The 15,657-nt window shown below is 39.7% G+C and carries 17 protein-coding genes; 1 reads left to right on the forward strand and 16 read right to left on the reverse strand.

Features of this window, described 5'->3' with window-relative positions; all coding sequences use genetic code 11:
* Positions 1–151: 151 nt before the first annotated feature.
* The 7 genes from AC0MXB_RS13750 to AC0MXB_RS13780 form a co-directional block, all read right to left on the reverse strand.
* Positions 152–2,119 carry a PAS domain S-box protein gene (locus tag AC0MXB_RS13750; RefSeq protein WP_474040278.1) on the reverse strand — a complete coding sequence of 656 codons (1,968 nt, stop codon included), beginning with the start codon at positions 2,117–2,119 and terminating at the stop codon, positions 152–154.
* A gap of 73 nt (positions 2,120–2,192) precedes the next feature.
* A complete protein-coding gene (locus AC0MXB_RS13755) occupies positions 2,193–2,606 on the reverse strand; it encodes an ATP-binding protein (RefSeq protein WP_474040279.1) in 414 nt (137 codons plus the stop codon).
* A 315-nt stretch (positions 2,607–2,921) separates the two neighbouring features.
* Complete coding sequence (locus AC0MXB_RS13760; RefSeq protein WP_474040281.1) at positions 2,922–3,221, reverse strand: MGMT family protein; 300 nt, start codon at positions 3,219–3,221, stop codon at positions 2,922–2,924.
* Between the two features lie 134 nt (positions 3,222–3,355).
* Positions 3,356–4,261: an NUDIX domain-containing protein gene (locus tag AC0MXB_RS13765; RefSeq protein ID WP_474040282.1), complete on the reverse strand. Its 906-nt coding sequence runs from the start codon at positions 4,259–4,261 to the stop codon at positions 3,356–3,358.
* A 293-nt stretch (positions 4,262–4,554) separates the two neighbouring features.
* Positions 4,555–5,094, reverse strand: a complete 540-nt coding sequence (locus AC0MXB_RS13770) for a methylated-DNA--[protein]-cysteine S-methyltransferase (protein ID WP_474040284.1) — start codon at positions 5,092–5,094, stop codon at positions 4,555–4,557.
* Between the two features lie 14 nt (positions 5,095–5,108).
* On the reverse strand, positions 5,109–6,569 hold the full coding sequence (locus AC0MXB_RS13775) for an AlkA N-terminal domain-containing protein (protein WP_474040285.1): 1,461 nt from the start codon (positions 6,567–6,569) through the stop codon (positions 5,109–5,111).
* 11 nt (positions 6,570–6,580) lie between these two features.
* Complete coding sequence (locus AC0MXB_RS13780; protein WP_474040286.1) at positions 6,581–7,525, reverse strand: DMT family transporter; 945 nt, start codon at positions 7,523–7,525, stop codon at positions 6,581–6,583.
* A gap of 150 nt (positions 7,526–7,675) precedes the next feature.
* On the opposite strand from AC0MXB_RS13780, the gene AC0MXB_RS13785 reads away from it, so the two are divergent.
* A complete protein-coding gene (locus tag AC0MXB_RS13785) occupies positions 7,676–8,563 on the forward strand; it encodes a LysR family transcriptional regulator (RefSeq protein WP_474040287.1) in 888 nt (295 codons plus the stop codon).
* A gap of 176 nt (positions 8,564–8,739) precedes the next feature.
* Here the strand turns inward: AC0MXB_RS13785 and AC0MXB_RS13790 are convergent, their stop codons facing one another.
* The 9 genes from AC0MXB_RS13790 to AC0MXB_RS13830 all read right to left on the reverse strand — a co-directional run bounded on the left by AC0MXB_RS13790 (position 8,740) and on the right by AC0MXB_RS13830 (position 15,157).
* On the reverse strand, positions 8,740–9,072 hold the full coding sequence (locus AC0MXB_RS13790) for a DsrE family protein (protein WP_474040288.1): 333 nt from the start codon (positions 9,070–9,072) through the stop codon (positions 8,740–8,742).
* Positions 9,073–9,115: 43 nt separating this feature from the next.
* The gene (locus AC0MXB_RS13795) at positions 9,116–9,661 is read right to left on the reverse strand and encodes a TlpA family protein disulfide reductase (RefSeq protein ID WP_474040289.1); all 546 of its coding nucleotides are present in this window, start codon (positions 9,659–9,661) and stop codon (positions 9,116–9,118) included.
* Entirely contained in the window at positions 9,654–10,250 is a 597-nt protein-coding gene (locus tag AC0MXB_RS13800; RefSeq protein ID WP_474040290.1) for a TetR/AcrR family transcriptional regulator, read from the reverse strand. The genes AC0MXB_RS13795 and AC0MXB_RS13800 overlap by 8 nt, the downstream gene beginning before the upstream one ends.
* A gap of 259 nt (positions 10,251–10,509) precedes the next feature.
* On the reverse strand, positions 10,510–11,517 hold the full coding sequence (locus AC0MXB_RS13805) for a TQO small subunit DoxD (protein WP_474040292.1): 1,008 nt from the start codon (positions 11,515–11,517) through the stop codon (positions 10,510–10,512).
* A 54-nt stretch (positions 11,518–11,571) separates the two neighbouring features.
* Positions 11,572–12,264 carry a cytochrome c biogenesis CcdA family protein gene (locus tag AC0MXB_RS13810; RefSeq protein WP_474040293.1) on the reverse strand — a complete coding sequence of 231 codons (693 nt, stop codon included), beginning with the start codon at positions 12,262–12,264 and terminating at the stop codon, positions 11,572–11,574.
* A gap of 8 nt (positions 12,265–12,272) precedes the next feature.
* Entirely contained in the window at positions 12,273–12,401 is a 129-nt protein-coding gene (locus AC0MXB_RS13815; RefSeq protein WP_474040294.1) for a hypothetical protein, read from the reverse strand.
* Between the two features lie 203 nt (positions 12,402–12,604).
* Positions 12,605–13,423, reverse strand: a complete 819-nt coding sequence (locus AC0MXB_RS13820; RefSeq protein WP_474040295.1) for an EFR1 family ferrodoxin — start codon at positions 13,421–13,423, stop codon at positions 12,605–12,607.
* Between the two features lie 250 nt (positions 13,424–13,673).
* On the reverse strand, positions 13,674–13,907 hold the full coding sequence (locus AC0MXB_RS13825; RefSeq protein ID WP_474040296.1) for a hypothetical protein: 234 nt from the start codon (positions 13,905–13,907) through the stop codon (positions 13,674–13,676).
* An 11-nt stretch (positions 13,908–13,918) separates the two neighbouring features.
* A complete protein-coding gene (locus tag AC0MXB_RS13830) occupies positions 13,919–15,157 on the reverse strand; it encodes a DNA polymerase Y family protein (protein WP_474040297.1) in 1,239 nt (412 codons plus the stop codon).
* Positions 15,158–15,657 lie beyond the last annotated feature (500 nt).

Here is a 15,657-nt window from a genome sequence, read left to right on the forward strand (position 1 = left end):
GTTGCAATAGTTAAAATTTATTACCCTTTATCTACTAAATACAACTAAACGTCAGATGATAGCCGGACAACAAAAACGCCTGTTATATAGTGAATAAAACTATACAACAGGCGCCAATTTAAACAGCCAACTGCAACAATATAAATAGAAACTATTTAAGATCAAAGCCCAGAATAACCTTTTTCACTTTTTTAATCTCCCAAATTCTGAGCTGTAATAATAATTGGCATTTCACTTCAAAATCATCGAGCGACAGACCGAGCATCTTTTCAATCTTTTGTTTTCTCCATATAACGGTATTGTAGTGAATAAACAAATTTCGTGCGACCATTTTAAAATTTGGTTCCTTTAACAGCATCTTCAATGTTTGCAAAAAACTAGTGCCATTATCCTGATCATATACAGCAACCTGCTCAATAGCCTCTGTACTTATACTACCTGATCCTTTATTTTCTAAAATGCAAAAAGCAAGTTCATAATAGCCGATATCTTCATAGTGAGTAATGGAACTCCCTCGCACCTCCCCGACAATAAGCGAGCGGAATCCTTTAACATATAATTCTTTTATATTTAATGTGGTTTGCGACAAACCCGAAATACCGATTTTTACTGGAACCTTCTGGCAACACCGTTCAATTTCTTGTAGTAATTGTTCTCCATACTCAATTTGACCCGCTTTGCTTGAAAGATTATTATTTACGACAGGTATTAAGGCAATCATTACTTGATTATATTGCCATACCCAACCAGGCAAATTGCTAAGCATCCATACAAAAACAGATTGTTGTACTATATTAGGCACTTGTTTTGTCATTCTTAAAACACAGCATATATAGGTTGCTCGGGGATTAATGCCATACTGTTGCAGTTTTTCGCCAATAACCTCAATAGGCTCTTTACTATTTATTACATTATAAAAAAAGGCACTCTGAATGTAAGCTTGATTTGTTAGTGAAAGTTCACTCTCTGCTTTTTGAACTCTATCTTCTCCTAATTTTTGTTCGGTAATATCTTGGCATGTTCCAAACATTTTGATAAGCTTTCCCTGATTGTTAAAATTCATATTAGCGCGAAGATGAAGCCAAGTAATCTCACCATTCGCTTTAATAATCCGGTATTGCACATCATAAAGAGAATGATCCTTGGCATAGGAAATATACTCTGACACCCATGAAAAATCGTCAGGATGTATCATACTCAGATACAGTTTTTCCGTAGGTTTTACTTCCCCTGGCTCAAAACCTAAATTTCTATACATTTGATCAGACCAACTCAGTCTGTCAGCCACTACATCCCAATCAAAATAGCCTATTTTCGCTATTTGTTCCGCTACATTTAAGTTTTTTTCATTCTTCTTTAATGCCAGCTCTAATTTTTTTCGCTCCGTAATATCCGTCATTGAAGCCAATAAGTATTCGGAATTATCAAGTACAATTACATCAGCATTCAATAGGCAATACCGCAATTCTCCCTTTTTGGTTCTAATCTTATATTCGTAATTCTGAAAATAACCGCGTTTTTTTAACGCATTAATAACCGCTTTTCGATCAAGTTCAACAAATATATTCAATTCACTGGATTTTTTCCCGATTACCTCTTCTTTTGTATACCCCATAAATGTTAAAAATGCTTGATTAACCTCTATATAGTAACCGTCAATAAATCTACTTATGGACATGGGTGAGACGTTATGATGAAAAGCCATGCGAAACCGTTCTTCCACTTGCTTGTTTCTAGTAATATCAAAATCAATAAATATAACATATCTTTCGCTGCCATCTTTAACTAAAATAGCTTTGCAAATAAGAGTACGCTTTTCTCCTGTAGGCGCATAGTATGACAATTCATAAGGAAGAATACTAGAATCATCATCTAATTCTTTGATTTTTAGAACTACCTCATGACAATCACCAAACCCTAAGTCTTGAGGAGTTTTGCCGACAACTTGCTCAAACGTGCGCCCCATAGCTTTTTCCCATGCTTTATTGACGAATAAAACAGACATAGTTGATATCTGAATGATCGTAACAAGTGCAACACTATTATGAAATATTTTTTCAATACATTGTAAAATGTCTAAACTTTTATCTGAATGTTCTTCTCTAAAAACTATCGACATCTCATCCCCCATTATCGATAACCTATTAGCAAAAAAATAACTACTGCTAAAGTTATTTATAGAGACTCTTCTTTCACGTATCTTTTAGAGTTTTTAACCGCTTAATTAGCATTACTTCATTTCCGATGTGGTTATAAACTACCTTATCCATAATTGCCAGCATCAGTGGAATCCCTCTGCCATGTTGTTCCCAGAGTTCTTTATCTAAAAATTTTTGCACTCCCTCTTCTAATATTTTATTGATTAGTTCATTGCCTGGAAAGCCTTTTCCATTATCTTTTATGCGTATTACTAACAGTTGACCGTAATAACGAATTTTCACACTGGCCCTTGTTCCTGATTGAACAGCATTTACTAAAGCTTCATTCAATGCTATTTGAACCGTATTAGTAGATAGTTCTCTGGCAAATTGATTCGATACTATCTGACGTATAAAAATCATAGATTCAGGATTTCTTGTACATTCAAATCGGAATGATTTTTTCATCTAAGACCACCTCTCACGGATTTATGCATCATTGCAAAATGATATTATATAATGAAAATTTTACCATTATATTTTATTGTATAACAGTTAAGAAAAAAATAACCATTGTTATCATTTCCAACAAATTATCCTAATGATTGTTATTTTGTAACAGTTATTATAAAAAAACGACATATAATAATTGGTTTGCCTCATATATTCGCCATACACAAAGCGTAATGTTATAAAAAAACTCTACTTTAACCGTTTAAGGCAAAGTAGAGTTTATTAACTGTAACATCACTTATTCCTCTATTTTCATCACCTAAGACTATTTCATTCCGGCCAACTGCATGCCTTCATATCGACGCGACCATCTACTAAAAAAGTTACACCTTCGGATTCCAAAAGGCCTCTACGCATATTCGCATACTGGCCGCCTGTAATAGAACCATCGGCCGTAACTACCCGCTGCCAGGGCAAATTTTCAGGGCAGCACCGCATAGCCCAACCGACAACACGAGCCCCGCTTGGACGTCCCAACATCCGGGCAATCTGCCCATAGGATACGACTTTACCGTACGGTATCTGCGCAACAATTTCATAGACTTGCTTAAAAAATGGATTCGTAGTCACAATAACCCCACCTTGATCGGAAAATACCTACTGGCAGTAAACCTGCTGCAATATAATCTGTACAACAGCAGCCCCTTCCTTCGCTTCCTATACATTATACCTCGATAACCGCCGCTCACACCATAGTCTTTCCTCTATCTAACCCAGGCCGCCGCGCTCTTTGCCAAGGCGTCAGATAGCCAGTAAGGATTCATTTTCATAAGATTTAAGGGTAAGTTATCCATATCGAAAAAATCCGCTTCGCTGATTTCCTTACAATCAGCCTGTAAAGTACCCTCTTTAATTCGACACAAAAAAGACAGTGTAATAAAATGAGTCACTTTTCCTGATGGATACCGAAAGACTTGTGTTTCAGGATCTGAATATACTCCGACTAACTTTTCCGCAGTTACAATAAGTCCTGTTTCCTCCAAGATTTCCCGACAAATGGCATGGGCAACACTTTCCGCTTTTTCCACATGACCTGATGGCAGTCCCCATAAGCCATTGTCGACTCGTTTAACAAGAAGAATCTGATGTTGCTCATTAAAAACAACACCTGCTACGCCTGGTTCTATGGTATCTGGCCAAAAATAAGTAGAATGCTCTTGCGCGCCGCAACAATTTACAGAACAAAACAGTTCCATTAAACTACCAATTACTGCCTTGGGTTTGTAATCTTCTCTGTAGCCATCACGACTCGCTTGTTGCCGCGCGACCAAAATTACATCCATTCCCCCTTGTTCCGCCCCCCTAATATCGGTTTCTGACTGATCACTCATCACATAAGCGCAAGCCATTCTATTGGGAACTAAATAGAATGCCGCAGTCCAACCGGACGTTATACATTCTGCTAGCACTGCCGGAATTCCTAGATAATTTAATTTTTCACATACCGCTTGCCGTGAAATCCCTGGATCATTGGTAAAAAAATATAGTTTCTTGCCCATACTTCTCAGCCTCGCAATGGCCTCTTGGCTCCCTGGTACCAATTGATTTTCGAAATAAATAACCCCATCCAGATCTACTAAGAATAGATCATATCTTTCTGCCAGTATCACTAGTAACGCCTCCTTACAAAATAAAAAAGCCCAAAGAGAATATCTCAGCGCACACTAAGTGCGCCAAGCTATCCCCCTCGGGCTTTTTATGCCAATAGGTGCTTCTGTCCAGTTAGAACAGAACTGTAGCGCTCGGTCACTGTCCCTGCAATCCAGGCGGAACCCTAGCTACCTATTCCCAGCTTAGTAACTGTATAATACCATAGTAAAATCAAAATGTCATGGCTTAAAATCCAAATTATATGGCGATCAATCCCGCCGCTTCACTACTAAAACAATCGTAATATAGAAGCTTAAAGCGCTGTCCCCTCGGTGGGAACAAATAACCGAGACATATCTACGCCTTCTAATTCAAGTAATTTGACTTTTGTATTCACACCGCCAGCATACCCGGTCAAACTTCCCTTTACGCCGACAACTCGATGACACGGAATAATAATAGAGATCGGATTATGGCCCACAGCTCCGCCTATCGCTTGACTTGACATGCTTTGTTTATGCAGTTTCAAGGCTGCCTTTTTCGCAATATCGCCATAATTAATAACTGTGCCATAGGGTATCTCACATAACAGCTGCCATACGACTTGACGAAAATCTCCACCAATGGGAGCTAATGCTAATTCAGAAATCGCAGGCTTCTCCCCCGCAAAATATCGGTCTAACCATTGCTTCACGATTGCAAATACCGGCATGTCATTGTTTTCTAGCATCGTTTTAGCAATAGCGCCACCATAATACTTTTGCCCCTCCAGCCATAACCCTACCAGGTTGTTGGTATCACAGGCAAGGGTAAGTTTGCCAATAGGCGATAAGTAATTCGTTGAATAATACATGGTAGATCCCCCCTTTATAGCGTGTTCCAGAGATTGATTGTAGCGTAACTGCGCCAGGGCCGCCAGCCTTCCGAAATTGTAAGCAGTTCTTTGCTTGTGTAATCGGGAAGTGCTTTTTTCACACCAACATCTGTTTCAAGGAAAGCGTCTGGCCACTCCAACGCGCGCATAGCAATATACTGTGCCGTCCATTTACCAATACCGCGAATTGTCAGCAATTTTTTAATTTCTTCTTCTGGATCAAGGCAAAAGTCAAAGTTGATTTTTCTTTGCACGATTGCCGCGGCAAGCTCATAGATTGTTTTTGCCCGTGTTCCAATTACGCCTAACGGCCCAAAGTGGTTTTCAATCGGCCCGTTCAACGCTAGTACATCTTCCGGCGAAGGAAACACATGAGTCAAGCCGTCTATTCCAGTTTGAATTGGCGTACCATAGGTATTAGCAATCCTTGCGGCCAAAGTGCTTGCCGCTTTTACCGTGATTTGTTGTCCAAGTACCGCCCGCACTGCCATTTCAAAAGCATTAAAACAGCCTGGTAAACGGGTTCCTACCACAGAGAGCCCGGGTCGTATATCATTCATTGCTGAAAGCGTTCGATATATTGCATTGGGCTCGCAGTACAAATCAAACAACTGGCGTACTCGTGCCAAAACTTGTGGTAATACAGGCAGTAACGTTTCACTTATTGTGACGGCTAACGTATTACTTTGAGGTTGATGCCCCACTTGTACCCAGCCATATACACTCTTTCCAGCGGCACCTATGAGATGGACTGTACGCATATATTGGTTATTCTTCACTATATCAACACCAGCAATGGCACGTCCTGCAAGAAACTGCAAGATTTCTTGCCAACGATAGGGCGGACGATATCCCAGTGCCAAAATAAAATCGCCAGTATGGTGTTTTGCTTTCGTAGTCTGTTTCCGTAACCCTGTAGGCGAAAGATTATAGCGCTTTTTGAAAACTTCATTGAAACGGCGTAAGCTGCCAAATCCAGCAGTCATTGCCACATCAAGCACCGACAAATCCGTATCCGTAAGCAAGTTCTTAGCAAGCAGCAAGCGATAAGTTTGTAAATATTGCACTGGCGAAACATTGTATTCGGCTCTAAATATACGCCGTAAATGTCGATCCGTACAGCCAAGCTGTGCGGCCAGATCCTGTAAACTTTGTCCGTTCCAGCCATTTTCTTCGAGTAATCTCGCTGCTCGATAGACTAAATTAGTCGAGGCGTCAACAATAGAACTACCAGGAGCTAACTCTGGCCGACATAACAGACAAGGCCGAAAACCAGCTTGTTCCGCTTCCGCCGCCGTCGCATAAAATGTACAGTTTTCAACTTTTGGCTGCTTGGCCCGGCACACAGGGCGACAATATATCCCCGTAGACGAAACGCCTACAAAAAAACGCCCATCAAACCTTGCATCTTTTGCCTTAAATGCCGCATATAAACCGTTTGCATTTGCCTGCATGATCTTATCTCCTACATTGACTTTGACTTAATTATATCACCTTCTTTAAAAATATCTGGCTGTTTTCGGACATGCTTTTTTGCACTCCCGAGCGTCTTCTTTCCGCAAAATTCACCGATTGAAACAGAACCTAGTAACAATGCAGCACCAATCATTTGCTGCAACGACAGATTCTCACCTATGACTAGGGTTGAAATCAAGAGTGATGTTAACGGGTCCATATAGCTCAACACAGCGATACTTTGGCCATTTAGTCCTTTCATTCCAGCAAAAAATAGATAAAATCCAACCCCGCCATGAATCATCCCCAACACAATCATCCATATAATCGTCTCTCTGGTTATTAACGAAAAGTTAAACCCTTCCGTAAATAGAACGAATAGAAGCAGTATTATCACAGCCAAACCAAGCTGCAAAAACGTATTTACAATCCCATCTAGTCCGCGAATAAATTGATTCACAATCGTCAAACTAGCATAGAATCCCGCCGCAACAAGTCCATAGCCAATGCCAAGCAGATGATTTCCGCCAGTTTCTACCTTTCCGCTATTTTGCAAAATCAAGAATAGGCCAAGCAAGGCAATACCAATACATACTACCTTTGGAAACGATAACTTTTCTTTCAGAAAAAAAGGGGCTAACAGGATAACTAAAACAGGAGCAAAATAATAACTTAGCGCCGCATTGGCAATCGTTGTTTCCTTATAAGCTTGAAATAGAAAAATCCAATTACCGCTCAATGCAACACTTGCGAGTAGTAAAACAACAACATTCTCTTTCACTCTATACCACAACACTTTCTGTTTCGTCCCCATGAAGATCAATAGCAAAACCATAGTCCCAATCAAGCTCAAAAATAAGGCGATTTTACTAGAAGACAGCTCAATATATTTTGCAAACACACCAACTGCACCAAAGATGATCATTGACAGCATAAAATATATTTTTTCCTTCATAATCTATTCCCGCTTTCTTCGAATTGATGAAATAGCGCCTTCATCTTTCTCTTGAATTTATTTTATTTATAAGTTATCATATTTTCGATAATCACAAAAACGAATATTTATCATATGTAAAATCACAAAACCAGATTAAAGGTAATAAATATGGATATGAACATTCAAAAATACATGGCTTTTATAAAAACAGTGGAACACGGCAGTTTTACAAGAGCCGCAATTGCGCTCAACTATTCACAATCAGGAATTAGTCGAATGATTAATGACCTGGAAAAGGAGTGGAAAGTCTCACTATTAGAGAGGAGCCGTTCCGGTGTTAGTCTAACTTCTGATGGTCTAAAGCTACTACCGTTTGCTCAAAGAGTATGTATCGAATATCAGGAACTGCAGACCCAAATTAATGAAATAAACGGTTTACAGTCAGGCTTGATTCGCATTGGGACTTTTTCAAGTGTAGCAACCCATTGGCTGCCTAACATAATCCGCGAATTTCAAAAAACGTATCCTAACATTGATTATGAATTGCTGTTGGGTGACTACACTGAAATTGAACGTTGGATTTTAGAAGGAAGGGTCGATTGTGGTTTTCTCAGGCTCCCGACACACCCGGAACTGGAAACAATCTTTCTAGACCAAGATAAACTATTAGTAGTTTTGCCACCAAATCATCCTTTAACGAACTATGAACAAGTTCCAATTAATTCACTCTGTAATTATCCTTTTATGTTACTAGAAAAAGGAGCTCGGGCCGAAATATCAGAGCTTCTTGAACGATGGAAGGTATCGCCAAACATAAAGTTTACGACCTGGGATGATTATGCCATTCTTTCAATGATTGAAAGTGGACTTGGTATCAGCATTTTACCGCAACTTATTTTGCATCGCATTCCTTATCAGGTAGTCCTCAAAGAATTAGCTGTACCAGCGCATCGTAAAATATGTTTTGCTATGAAAGAAAGAAAAACAGCTTCTCTGGCGGTTACTCGTTTTTTAGAATATCTTCCTTACAGACATTCTTCGCCTATAAAGTTGTAGACAAATAGAAAAAGACCTTCGCTAATAGAACTAAATGCATTGAGTAAATTGCATCTATGTTCTATCAGCGAAGGTTTTTCTATAACTTCTACATTCGTTTCTTTTTCGAAATACCTCATTATTTAAGTTGGAGCAGAGTTATTGATCCGATTATCATAGCTCTATTTCTCATCGACTCACGGCTTTATATAAGCAAATCCCTGTTGCTGCAACTCAATCAACCGCTGTATCCCTGATGGAACAACATGTACCCCTTGCGGTAAATAAGAAGCATCTATCCCGTTTCCTTGTAGTGCAATCTGACAACATTCAAAGCATACCTGTTGCTGCACGAGGCCAGAAATCTTTTCTTGATATGCTTCATCCAAAAGAGCGGAAACTGCCGCAGCATTGATGACAACATGCAGCAAGTAATCATCATGTAAGCCATTCAGAAAATTACTAATGTTACCAAGTAACAGGTCCCATTTTTCCATTTCATCAATATGAAAAACAGCTTTCCACATCATCTCGCCACCTCCCTCTCTCTGTGCAAGAAGTCCACTGCCCTTCTCACCAACCCTTTTTGATAATTTCTTCTAATTCGGTCTCCGTTACACCGCCACTTTTTCGGTAACGAATTATCCCGTTTTCATCGACAACAAGCGTCGTGGGAATCGCTGTAATGCGAAACTGCTTAGCAATCGCTCCATCTGAATCAATGTAAGCCGTAAACGAATAGTTTCCTTCCTTTAAAAAAGCAGCTACCTTCCCCTTGTCTTCCTGAATATCTATCGAGTAAAACTGCATTTTATCCTTGTTATTGCGAACAAATTGATCAAGCTCAGGAAACTCTGCCCGGCATGGCGGGCACCAAGTTGCCCAGAAATTAATAACACTAATCTGACCAGGTTTGCCAACAGTTACCGACTGTCCAGCAAGTCCTTGCAAGGTAAATTCAGGCATACGATCGCCGGTACTAACACCACTGCGAGTGCTCTGGCTGCTTGAACCGCTTGCTCCGCTTGGAGTATTCGTTTTATTAAGAAACACATACCAGATTCCAGCCAAAATACATAACGAACCAAAAAGAATCAGTAAGCGCTTTCGATTATTCATCGAAATTCCTCGCTTCCATAGCTAGCATTTTTTCTACAACCAAAGCGGCATTCCGCAAAGGCGCTATGTCCTGTTTGCTTTTCATTAATAGAATGCCGCCTTCCATTAAGGCAACAATAGCCTGTGCCAAACATTCACTGCTGCAATCTAGCGGTAAAGCCTGTTCTTGTCGCCACTCTTCAATTACTAGCGTTAAGTGATGGCTCCACAGAGAAAACATTTGATAGATTTTTTCCCGAAAAACCTCATGCTTCTCACTGAGTTCAATAGCCAGATTGCCGAAGAAACAACCACATTTACTTTCCCGCTTGTTATGTATATCAATCGAACAAGCAAGCATATGGCGAATTTTCCGTTGCGGGTCACCTGGTTGCGCTAGATTCTCTTCAATAACTCGCTTTTGCCATTTTTCAAAACAATAATCAATCACAGCAAGTCCCAGTTCTTCTTTGGAAGAAAAGTAATAATAAAACTGACCTTTACCGATCTGGGCCGCCTCCATAATATCCTTGACTGATGTTGCTTCATAGCCATTCGAATGCATTAAATCAGCTGTCACTTTTATAATTTCCAATTTTTTGTCAGTCATAATATCCTCCTTACCTACCAGTTGGTACAATTTAATTTTATCATATAGTATGATGGCCGCAAAGATTTTTATTCATAAAAATTGCATTCCGCGTCAAAAGCGAAAACAGACTTTCAGCTAGAAGAAAGTCTGTTTTTAATAAACCATTTTATAGGAACTACATTTTAAAATACTGACAGACCGCATTAATTCTTCTGCCATGTCGGCAAGAACTTGACTGGATGCATCGATTTCCTGCATTGCCGCTAACATTAATATTTTATTTCGATACCCATTTAACTCCCGAGACATCACGTAATGTTATTTTCGTTACATTACTTACGTCCTTTCCTAAATCAAGAGTTACTATTGCTTCGGCGCCAAGTGGAATAATAATACCGTCTGGACCTGCTTTTACTTTGAGAGGGAATGAATTCTGGATAGTTGCTTTTTTCATCACTGCAGACAAATGTTCCCCTCGTAAATCAGCAAGTACTATGCCGTTAGCATCTTCAGCGACCAATTCTGTAACAAAAGCCCCATAAGTATCGGGTCCGCCCTCACGAAAAACTTTTATTGTTACTTGAGTACCTTTTGCACTAATTTGATGAATTTGTACATGTGGTTTAGCGGATGGATTGGAAAGAGGTCCCCATAGCCCCCCTACGAAAGCCTGATTGGTCCATAACATAGCAATAACGGTAAACGCAGTTAACCCATAAATAAGTTTCCGTCCTGTACCTTCGCTGACAAAATTACCTGAAGTAATCCATGACATAGGTTGTTTAATCCAAGAAGGCCACCGCCGACCAATGACTGCATCCAAAGAAAAATTTCCTGATCCAGACATAAAAAGAATAACCCCAATAGCAATACCGAACGATCCAATCTGCCATTCATCCAAGCAGGTAGCTCCTAACCAGCCTGCCCCCAATAACATGGAAAAAGATAGTACCGTTACTCCTAATGCCGCCAAACGAGAAACTAGTCCAAAAGCTACGCAAAATCCAACTGTAAATTCTATAAAAGTGAAAAACCACATAAAAATATTAAGCAAATCGGGATTGGTTAATAAATAGTATAAAAGTGGCTTAATCCCTAATGCGTGCGGATAGAAAGTGTTAATTTTGCCTCCAATCCATGCTGCATTGTTAGGATCCATTTTAGCACCATCAAGCACTAAACGTCGCCAAGCTGCTGAAAAAAACATCCATGCCGCAACAAACCGTATTGGCAATAACAATAAATTCATTGTAACAGAAGCAAAATTTTTCTCGATCTTATCCATTAATAACTCTCCTTAAAAAAATTTAAACTAGCCCATTGCTCATCTACGTAGTTTTTAAAAAATCGAAGAAAGAATTCCAATTCCTTTCTCAACCCAATCAAACCACAGAGCAATTCCGCTTAAAATTAACAACACACCTGTTAGTCGCTGTATAACCGGAAGCCACTCATAATACCGACGCACCGAAAAAAGCACCGTTCGCAAAATCGTGGCGATAAAAAAGAAAGGAACCGAAAATCCCATTGCATAAACAAAAAGTAGAAAAGTTCCCATCCCTACCGTATCGCTGCTGCCAGCATAAACTAAAACAGTCGCTAAAATTGGCCCTGTGCAAGGAGTCCAACCAATCGTGAAGGCGATCCCCAGTAAAAAAGCCCCTACAGGCCCGCCTGTTTTAAAGTACATAAAAGGTCTATATTCACGTTCTAACCTGTCAATTCGTACAGCTCCGACTAATATACTACCCAGAAGAATAATCACGACAGCTCCTGCTTTTTTCAAAATAGGCTGGTAATCAAATAACCACTGCCCTAGCAGCGAAGCCGTAGCCCCTATAGCAACAAACATAAACGTAAACCCTAAAAGAAAACAAAAAGTATTTACATAGATCTTATAAGGCGAAGCCGCTTTGGGATCCGCAGCGCCTGCCAAAACAGCCGAAAAGGTCGGAAGAAGCGGCAAGACACAAGGCGATAAGAACGAGAGAAATCCACCAGTAAAAGCAGCAAGAATCGTTATGTTTTCCAACGCTTTTCTCACCCCCTTTTTCTGTTAACTTCTTCTAAATTTTTTTCTGTTACACCGCCACTTTTTCGGTAATAAATGATGCCATTTTCATCTTGACCTGGCTTACCAATAATAAGTAATCGCTTTCCATCGTTCATCGTAATTCCTCACTTTTATTGCCATCATTTTTCTACAACCACTTTAAATACCTACCGGTTGGTACAATTTTATTTTACCATATAGTATCGCAATCGCAAAGATTTTTATTTATAAAATTTCATCTCGCGCAAAAGAAAAAACAGACTTTTCTTTAGGTGAAGTCTGTTTTTAGCAAAACACTGTGAAATATAAAGTTATTCAATTAAAGAAAGACTTCGGGCTCTTTGCGACATGAAAAATTAACTTCTAGCTCCTTTTTATGATAGAGATAACTTGCATCATCATAATATTTCGCTTGTACCGGGCATATCTTTACGCAAGCACCACACTTTATACATATGCCCTCAACCATTTTGACATTTTCTTTACGGATCGATCCCATCGGGCAAACGGAAACACACTTTAAGCAGTTTGTACAGGCATCATTCGTTTTGGGCTTTACTTTTCGAATATCAACAGGATTGTTCTGTGTATCTTTAGGAATATAATAATAGCGATAGGGCCTATTTCCCTTTACTGCTGGTACTTGAAAATCCTTTTGGCAAATGATTTTTTCTGTTATTTGTTTTGCAAAGGTTTCGACAATCTCCAGATCGTTCGTATCAGGTCTGTGAGCAGCCAACGTCTTTGAAAAGGAGTGTTCACCAATAAACGCCCCAGCGGCAACGACTTTAAATCCATCTACTGTTAAAATATCGTACAATTCGATTAAGGCATCGTCATAGTTACGATTGCCATAAACAGTTACGGCAATCGCTAATGCACCATTTCCCGTAATAGACTGTAAGTACTTTAATAAAACATTGGGAACTCTTGCTGCATAAACAGGAATGCCAACAATGACAATATCACTTTCTGTGAACTTTGCTATTTTCTCTCTAGCACCAGGCAAAGTAAAATCTTCAATCTGTATAGCATGATCATTATTAATCTTTTCTGCTAGGACTTCAGCTATTTTGTGCACTACTTTTTGTGTTGTTCTTGTCGGACTAAAATACATTGCCGTGATATTCCAAGCCAAAATTAAAGCCCTCCTCTGCGAAAAATGAGAATAAAATTCTTCAATTCGTATTTTTTAGATTTTACGAGATATTCTTCGACAAAAAAGCAAAAATCCCTATGAAACTATAAAAGGACATGATGCTCAATCATGTCCTTACAGCATATGTGACTGGGCTAGTCTTACAATCTCAAAGTCAAAGCCTTCCATTTTTGCAGCTACGTTCTCTGCATTTCCACGCTTGCAACTTAATCTCATGAAATCCCCTCTACTAATCTGTTTCAATAAACCAAATACCATTATCATCGAAAAGATGCACTTCCTTGCCGCAAATCCTACAAGTGTAGCGCATCCCCAAGCCTCCTGCCTTAAGAGAAGCTGCTTGCCGAATATCTAATACTCGATCAATGGCAAAACGGCGACCATCGCTCCAGGTAATCTGTAATGGTCTAATCTGCCCTTGCGTATCATGTTCTGCTAATACTTTTACAATAACCTTTCCCATAATAAAGACCTCTATCTAAAAAATGATGTTGGATGAATTACATGATCCTCTTTAGGATTGAACCCCGTTAATGCTCGGTCTTGAAGCATTGAACAACGCTGGATGCTATATTGACCAAACCGACGCCGAATGTCATCAATCGTTTTTTCTACAGCTTCCTTTGCCTGGGGATCTTCACCAAAAAGAGCTAGCTGAACATGGCCCTCTGCCGTAACAAGATCAGAGCCGCGCACGCCTAAACTTCGAATGGGGCGATCCCAGCGATAACTACTATAAAAAAGCTCGTATGCCATATCAACAAGGTCTCCCGATACGAATGATGGCTGCAGCAACTTGCCTTGTCGTTCAAAGGATGTCAAATCATTGCCGCGCACATAAATTGATACGGTAGTACATTTTAACCCATGCCCTCTTAAGCGGGCCGCAACACTCTCAGCTAATACATAAATGATCATTTTTACATCCTCATCGTTAACCAGATCGCGATGAGTTGTAGTGCTGTTGCCGATTGACTTAATAATTCGTTCTTCTCCCGCCCTTTTTACCGGAGCCGAATCCAGGCCATTCGCAAAGCAAGATAAAGTTTCACCCCATACACCCAGAAGCAACTTTAAGCTATGTAAATCACGATTCGCTAAATCCCCGATTGTATAGACACCACGGCTTCGAAGCTTCTTAGCGGTCGATCGGCCAACATAAAGAAGTTCCGATACTGGCAGCGACCAAACCTTATCACGAAAATTCTCTTCTATTATAATAGTCGTGCCATCCGGCTTTTTCATGTCACTACCTAGTTTGGCAAATATTTTATTCCATGAGACTCCGACCGAAGCTGTAATTCCAAGTTCGTTCCGAATCCGCTGCCGGATCTCATTCGCAATTTGCTCACCCGACCCAAGACGCCACACAGAACCAGTCACATCAAGCCAGCATTCATCTATACCGAAAGCCTCAATCTGGTCAGTATAATCAGCATAAATAGCTTTAGCCATCTGAGAGAAACGAAGATACTTTTTAAAGTCGGCCAGTACCGTTACCAGGTCGGCTATTTTTTGTTTCGCTTCCCAGATAGCATCGCCGGTTTTCACGCCAGCCTTCTTAGCAATATTATTTTTAGCCAACACAATGCCATGACGCGCCTCGATATCACCACACACAATCACGGGTTTATCTCTGATTTCGGGCCGATACAGACATTCTACACTGACATAAAAATTATTGAGATCTACATGCAAGATTGTCCTCGCCATATCCCCGCCCCTAAAACAAACGTTTGTTCGATTAAATTATATGGTTTTTGCGACAAAAATGCAAATGGGAATAAAAGAGCGTTGTTCAATGCAAATAAAAAAGTACCTCTTAATAGAGATACCTAAGATAGGTATTGCTTCATTGTGAGAATTGGGGCAAATAAATCTTATATAGTAGTCGATCATTTGCTGCTTAGTAAATCCGATCTTAGGGTAGAACACTTTTCCTAAATTTGAGACTTGGGAGTGCGGACATAATCCTGGACTACGCCTATGCTGATATTCCAAGATTATGCCTATACTCCACCGGACTAAGATAAGCTAATGATTATTTGACCCTTACATGATTATACCAGTGGAAATATTTATTTCGTTCATGAATAAAGCTGTCAATGCTTATAGTAGTTCAATTTTGATTATAAAGCATCTCTTTTCGCAATAGTTCCCAAAACCCTGTACAAACTGAATTATCTGAAAAATACTTTTTTTGTAAACAGTTT

This window comes from Pelorhabdus sp. sgz311001 (assembly GCF_055901755.1).

What these genes read in the sequence shown, in the direction of transcription:
- AC0MXB_RS13830 (WP_474040297.1), bottom strand. Translation starts at nt 15,157, where the DNA reads ATGGCGAGGACAATCTTGCATGTAGATCTCAATAATTTTTATGTCAGT.
- AC0MXB_RS13800 (WP_474040290.1), bottom strand. Translation starts at nt 10,250, where the DNA reads ATGACTGACAAAAAATTGGAAATTATAAAAGTGACAGCTGATTTAATG.
- AC0MXB_RS13755 (WP_474040279.1), bottom strand. Translation starts at nt 2,606, where the DNA reads ATGAAAAAATCATTCCGATTTGAATGTACAAGAAATCCTGAATCTATG.
- AC0MXB_RS13780 (WP_474040286.1), bottom strand. Translation starts at nt 7,525, where the DNA reads ATGAAGGAAAAAATATATTTTATGCTGTCAATGATCATCTTTGGTGCA.
- AC0MXB_RS13825 (WP_474040296.1), bottom strand. Translation starts at nt 13,907, where the DNA reads ATGGGAAAGGTTATTGTAAAAGTATTAGCAGAACATGATACGCAAGGG.
- AC0MXB_RS13795 (WP_474040289.1), bottom strand. Translation starts at nt 9,661, where the DNA reads ATGAATAATCGAAAGCGCTTACTGATTCTTTTTGGTTCGTTATGTATT.
- AC0MXB_RS13770 (WP_474040284.1), bottom strand. Translation starts at nt 5,094, where the DNA reads ATGTATTATTCAACGAATTACTTATCGCCTATTGGCAAACTTACCCTT.
- AC0MXB_RS13805 (WP_474040292.1), bottom strand. Translation starts at nt 11,517, where the DNA reads ATGGATAAGATCGAGAAAAATTTTGCTTCTGTTACAATGAATTTATTG.
- AC0MXB_RS13790 (WP_474040288.1), bottom strand. Translation starts at nt 9,072, where the DNA reads ATGATGTGGAAAGCTGTTTTTCATATTGATGAAATGGAAAAATGGGAC.
- AC0MXB_RS13785 (WP_474040287.1), top strand. Translation starts at nt 7,676, where the DNA reads ATGGATATGAACATTCAAAAATACATGGCTTTTATAAAAACAGTGGAA.
- AC0MXB_RS13750 (WP_474040278.1), bottom strand. Translation starts at nt 2,119, where the DNA reads ATGTCGATAGTTTTTAGAGAAGAACATTCAGATAAAAGTTTAGACATT.
- AC0MXB_RS13775 (WP_474040285.1), bottom strand. Translation starts at nt 6,569, where the DNA reads ATGCAGGCAAATGCAAACGGTTTATATGCGGCATTTAAGGCAAAAGAT.
- AC0MXB_RS13815 (WP_474040294.1), bottom strand. Translation starts at nt 12,401, where the DNA reads ATGAACGATGGAAAGCGATTACTTATTATTGGTAAGCCAGGTCAAGAT.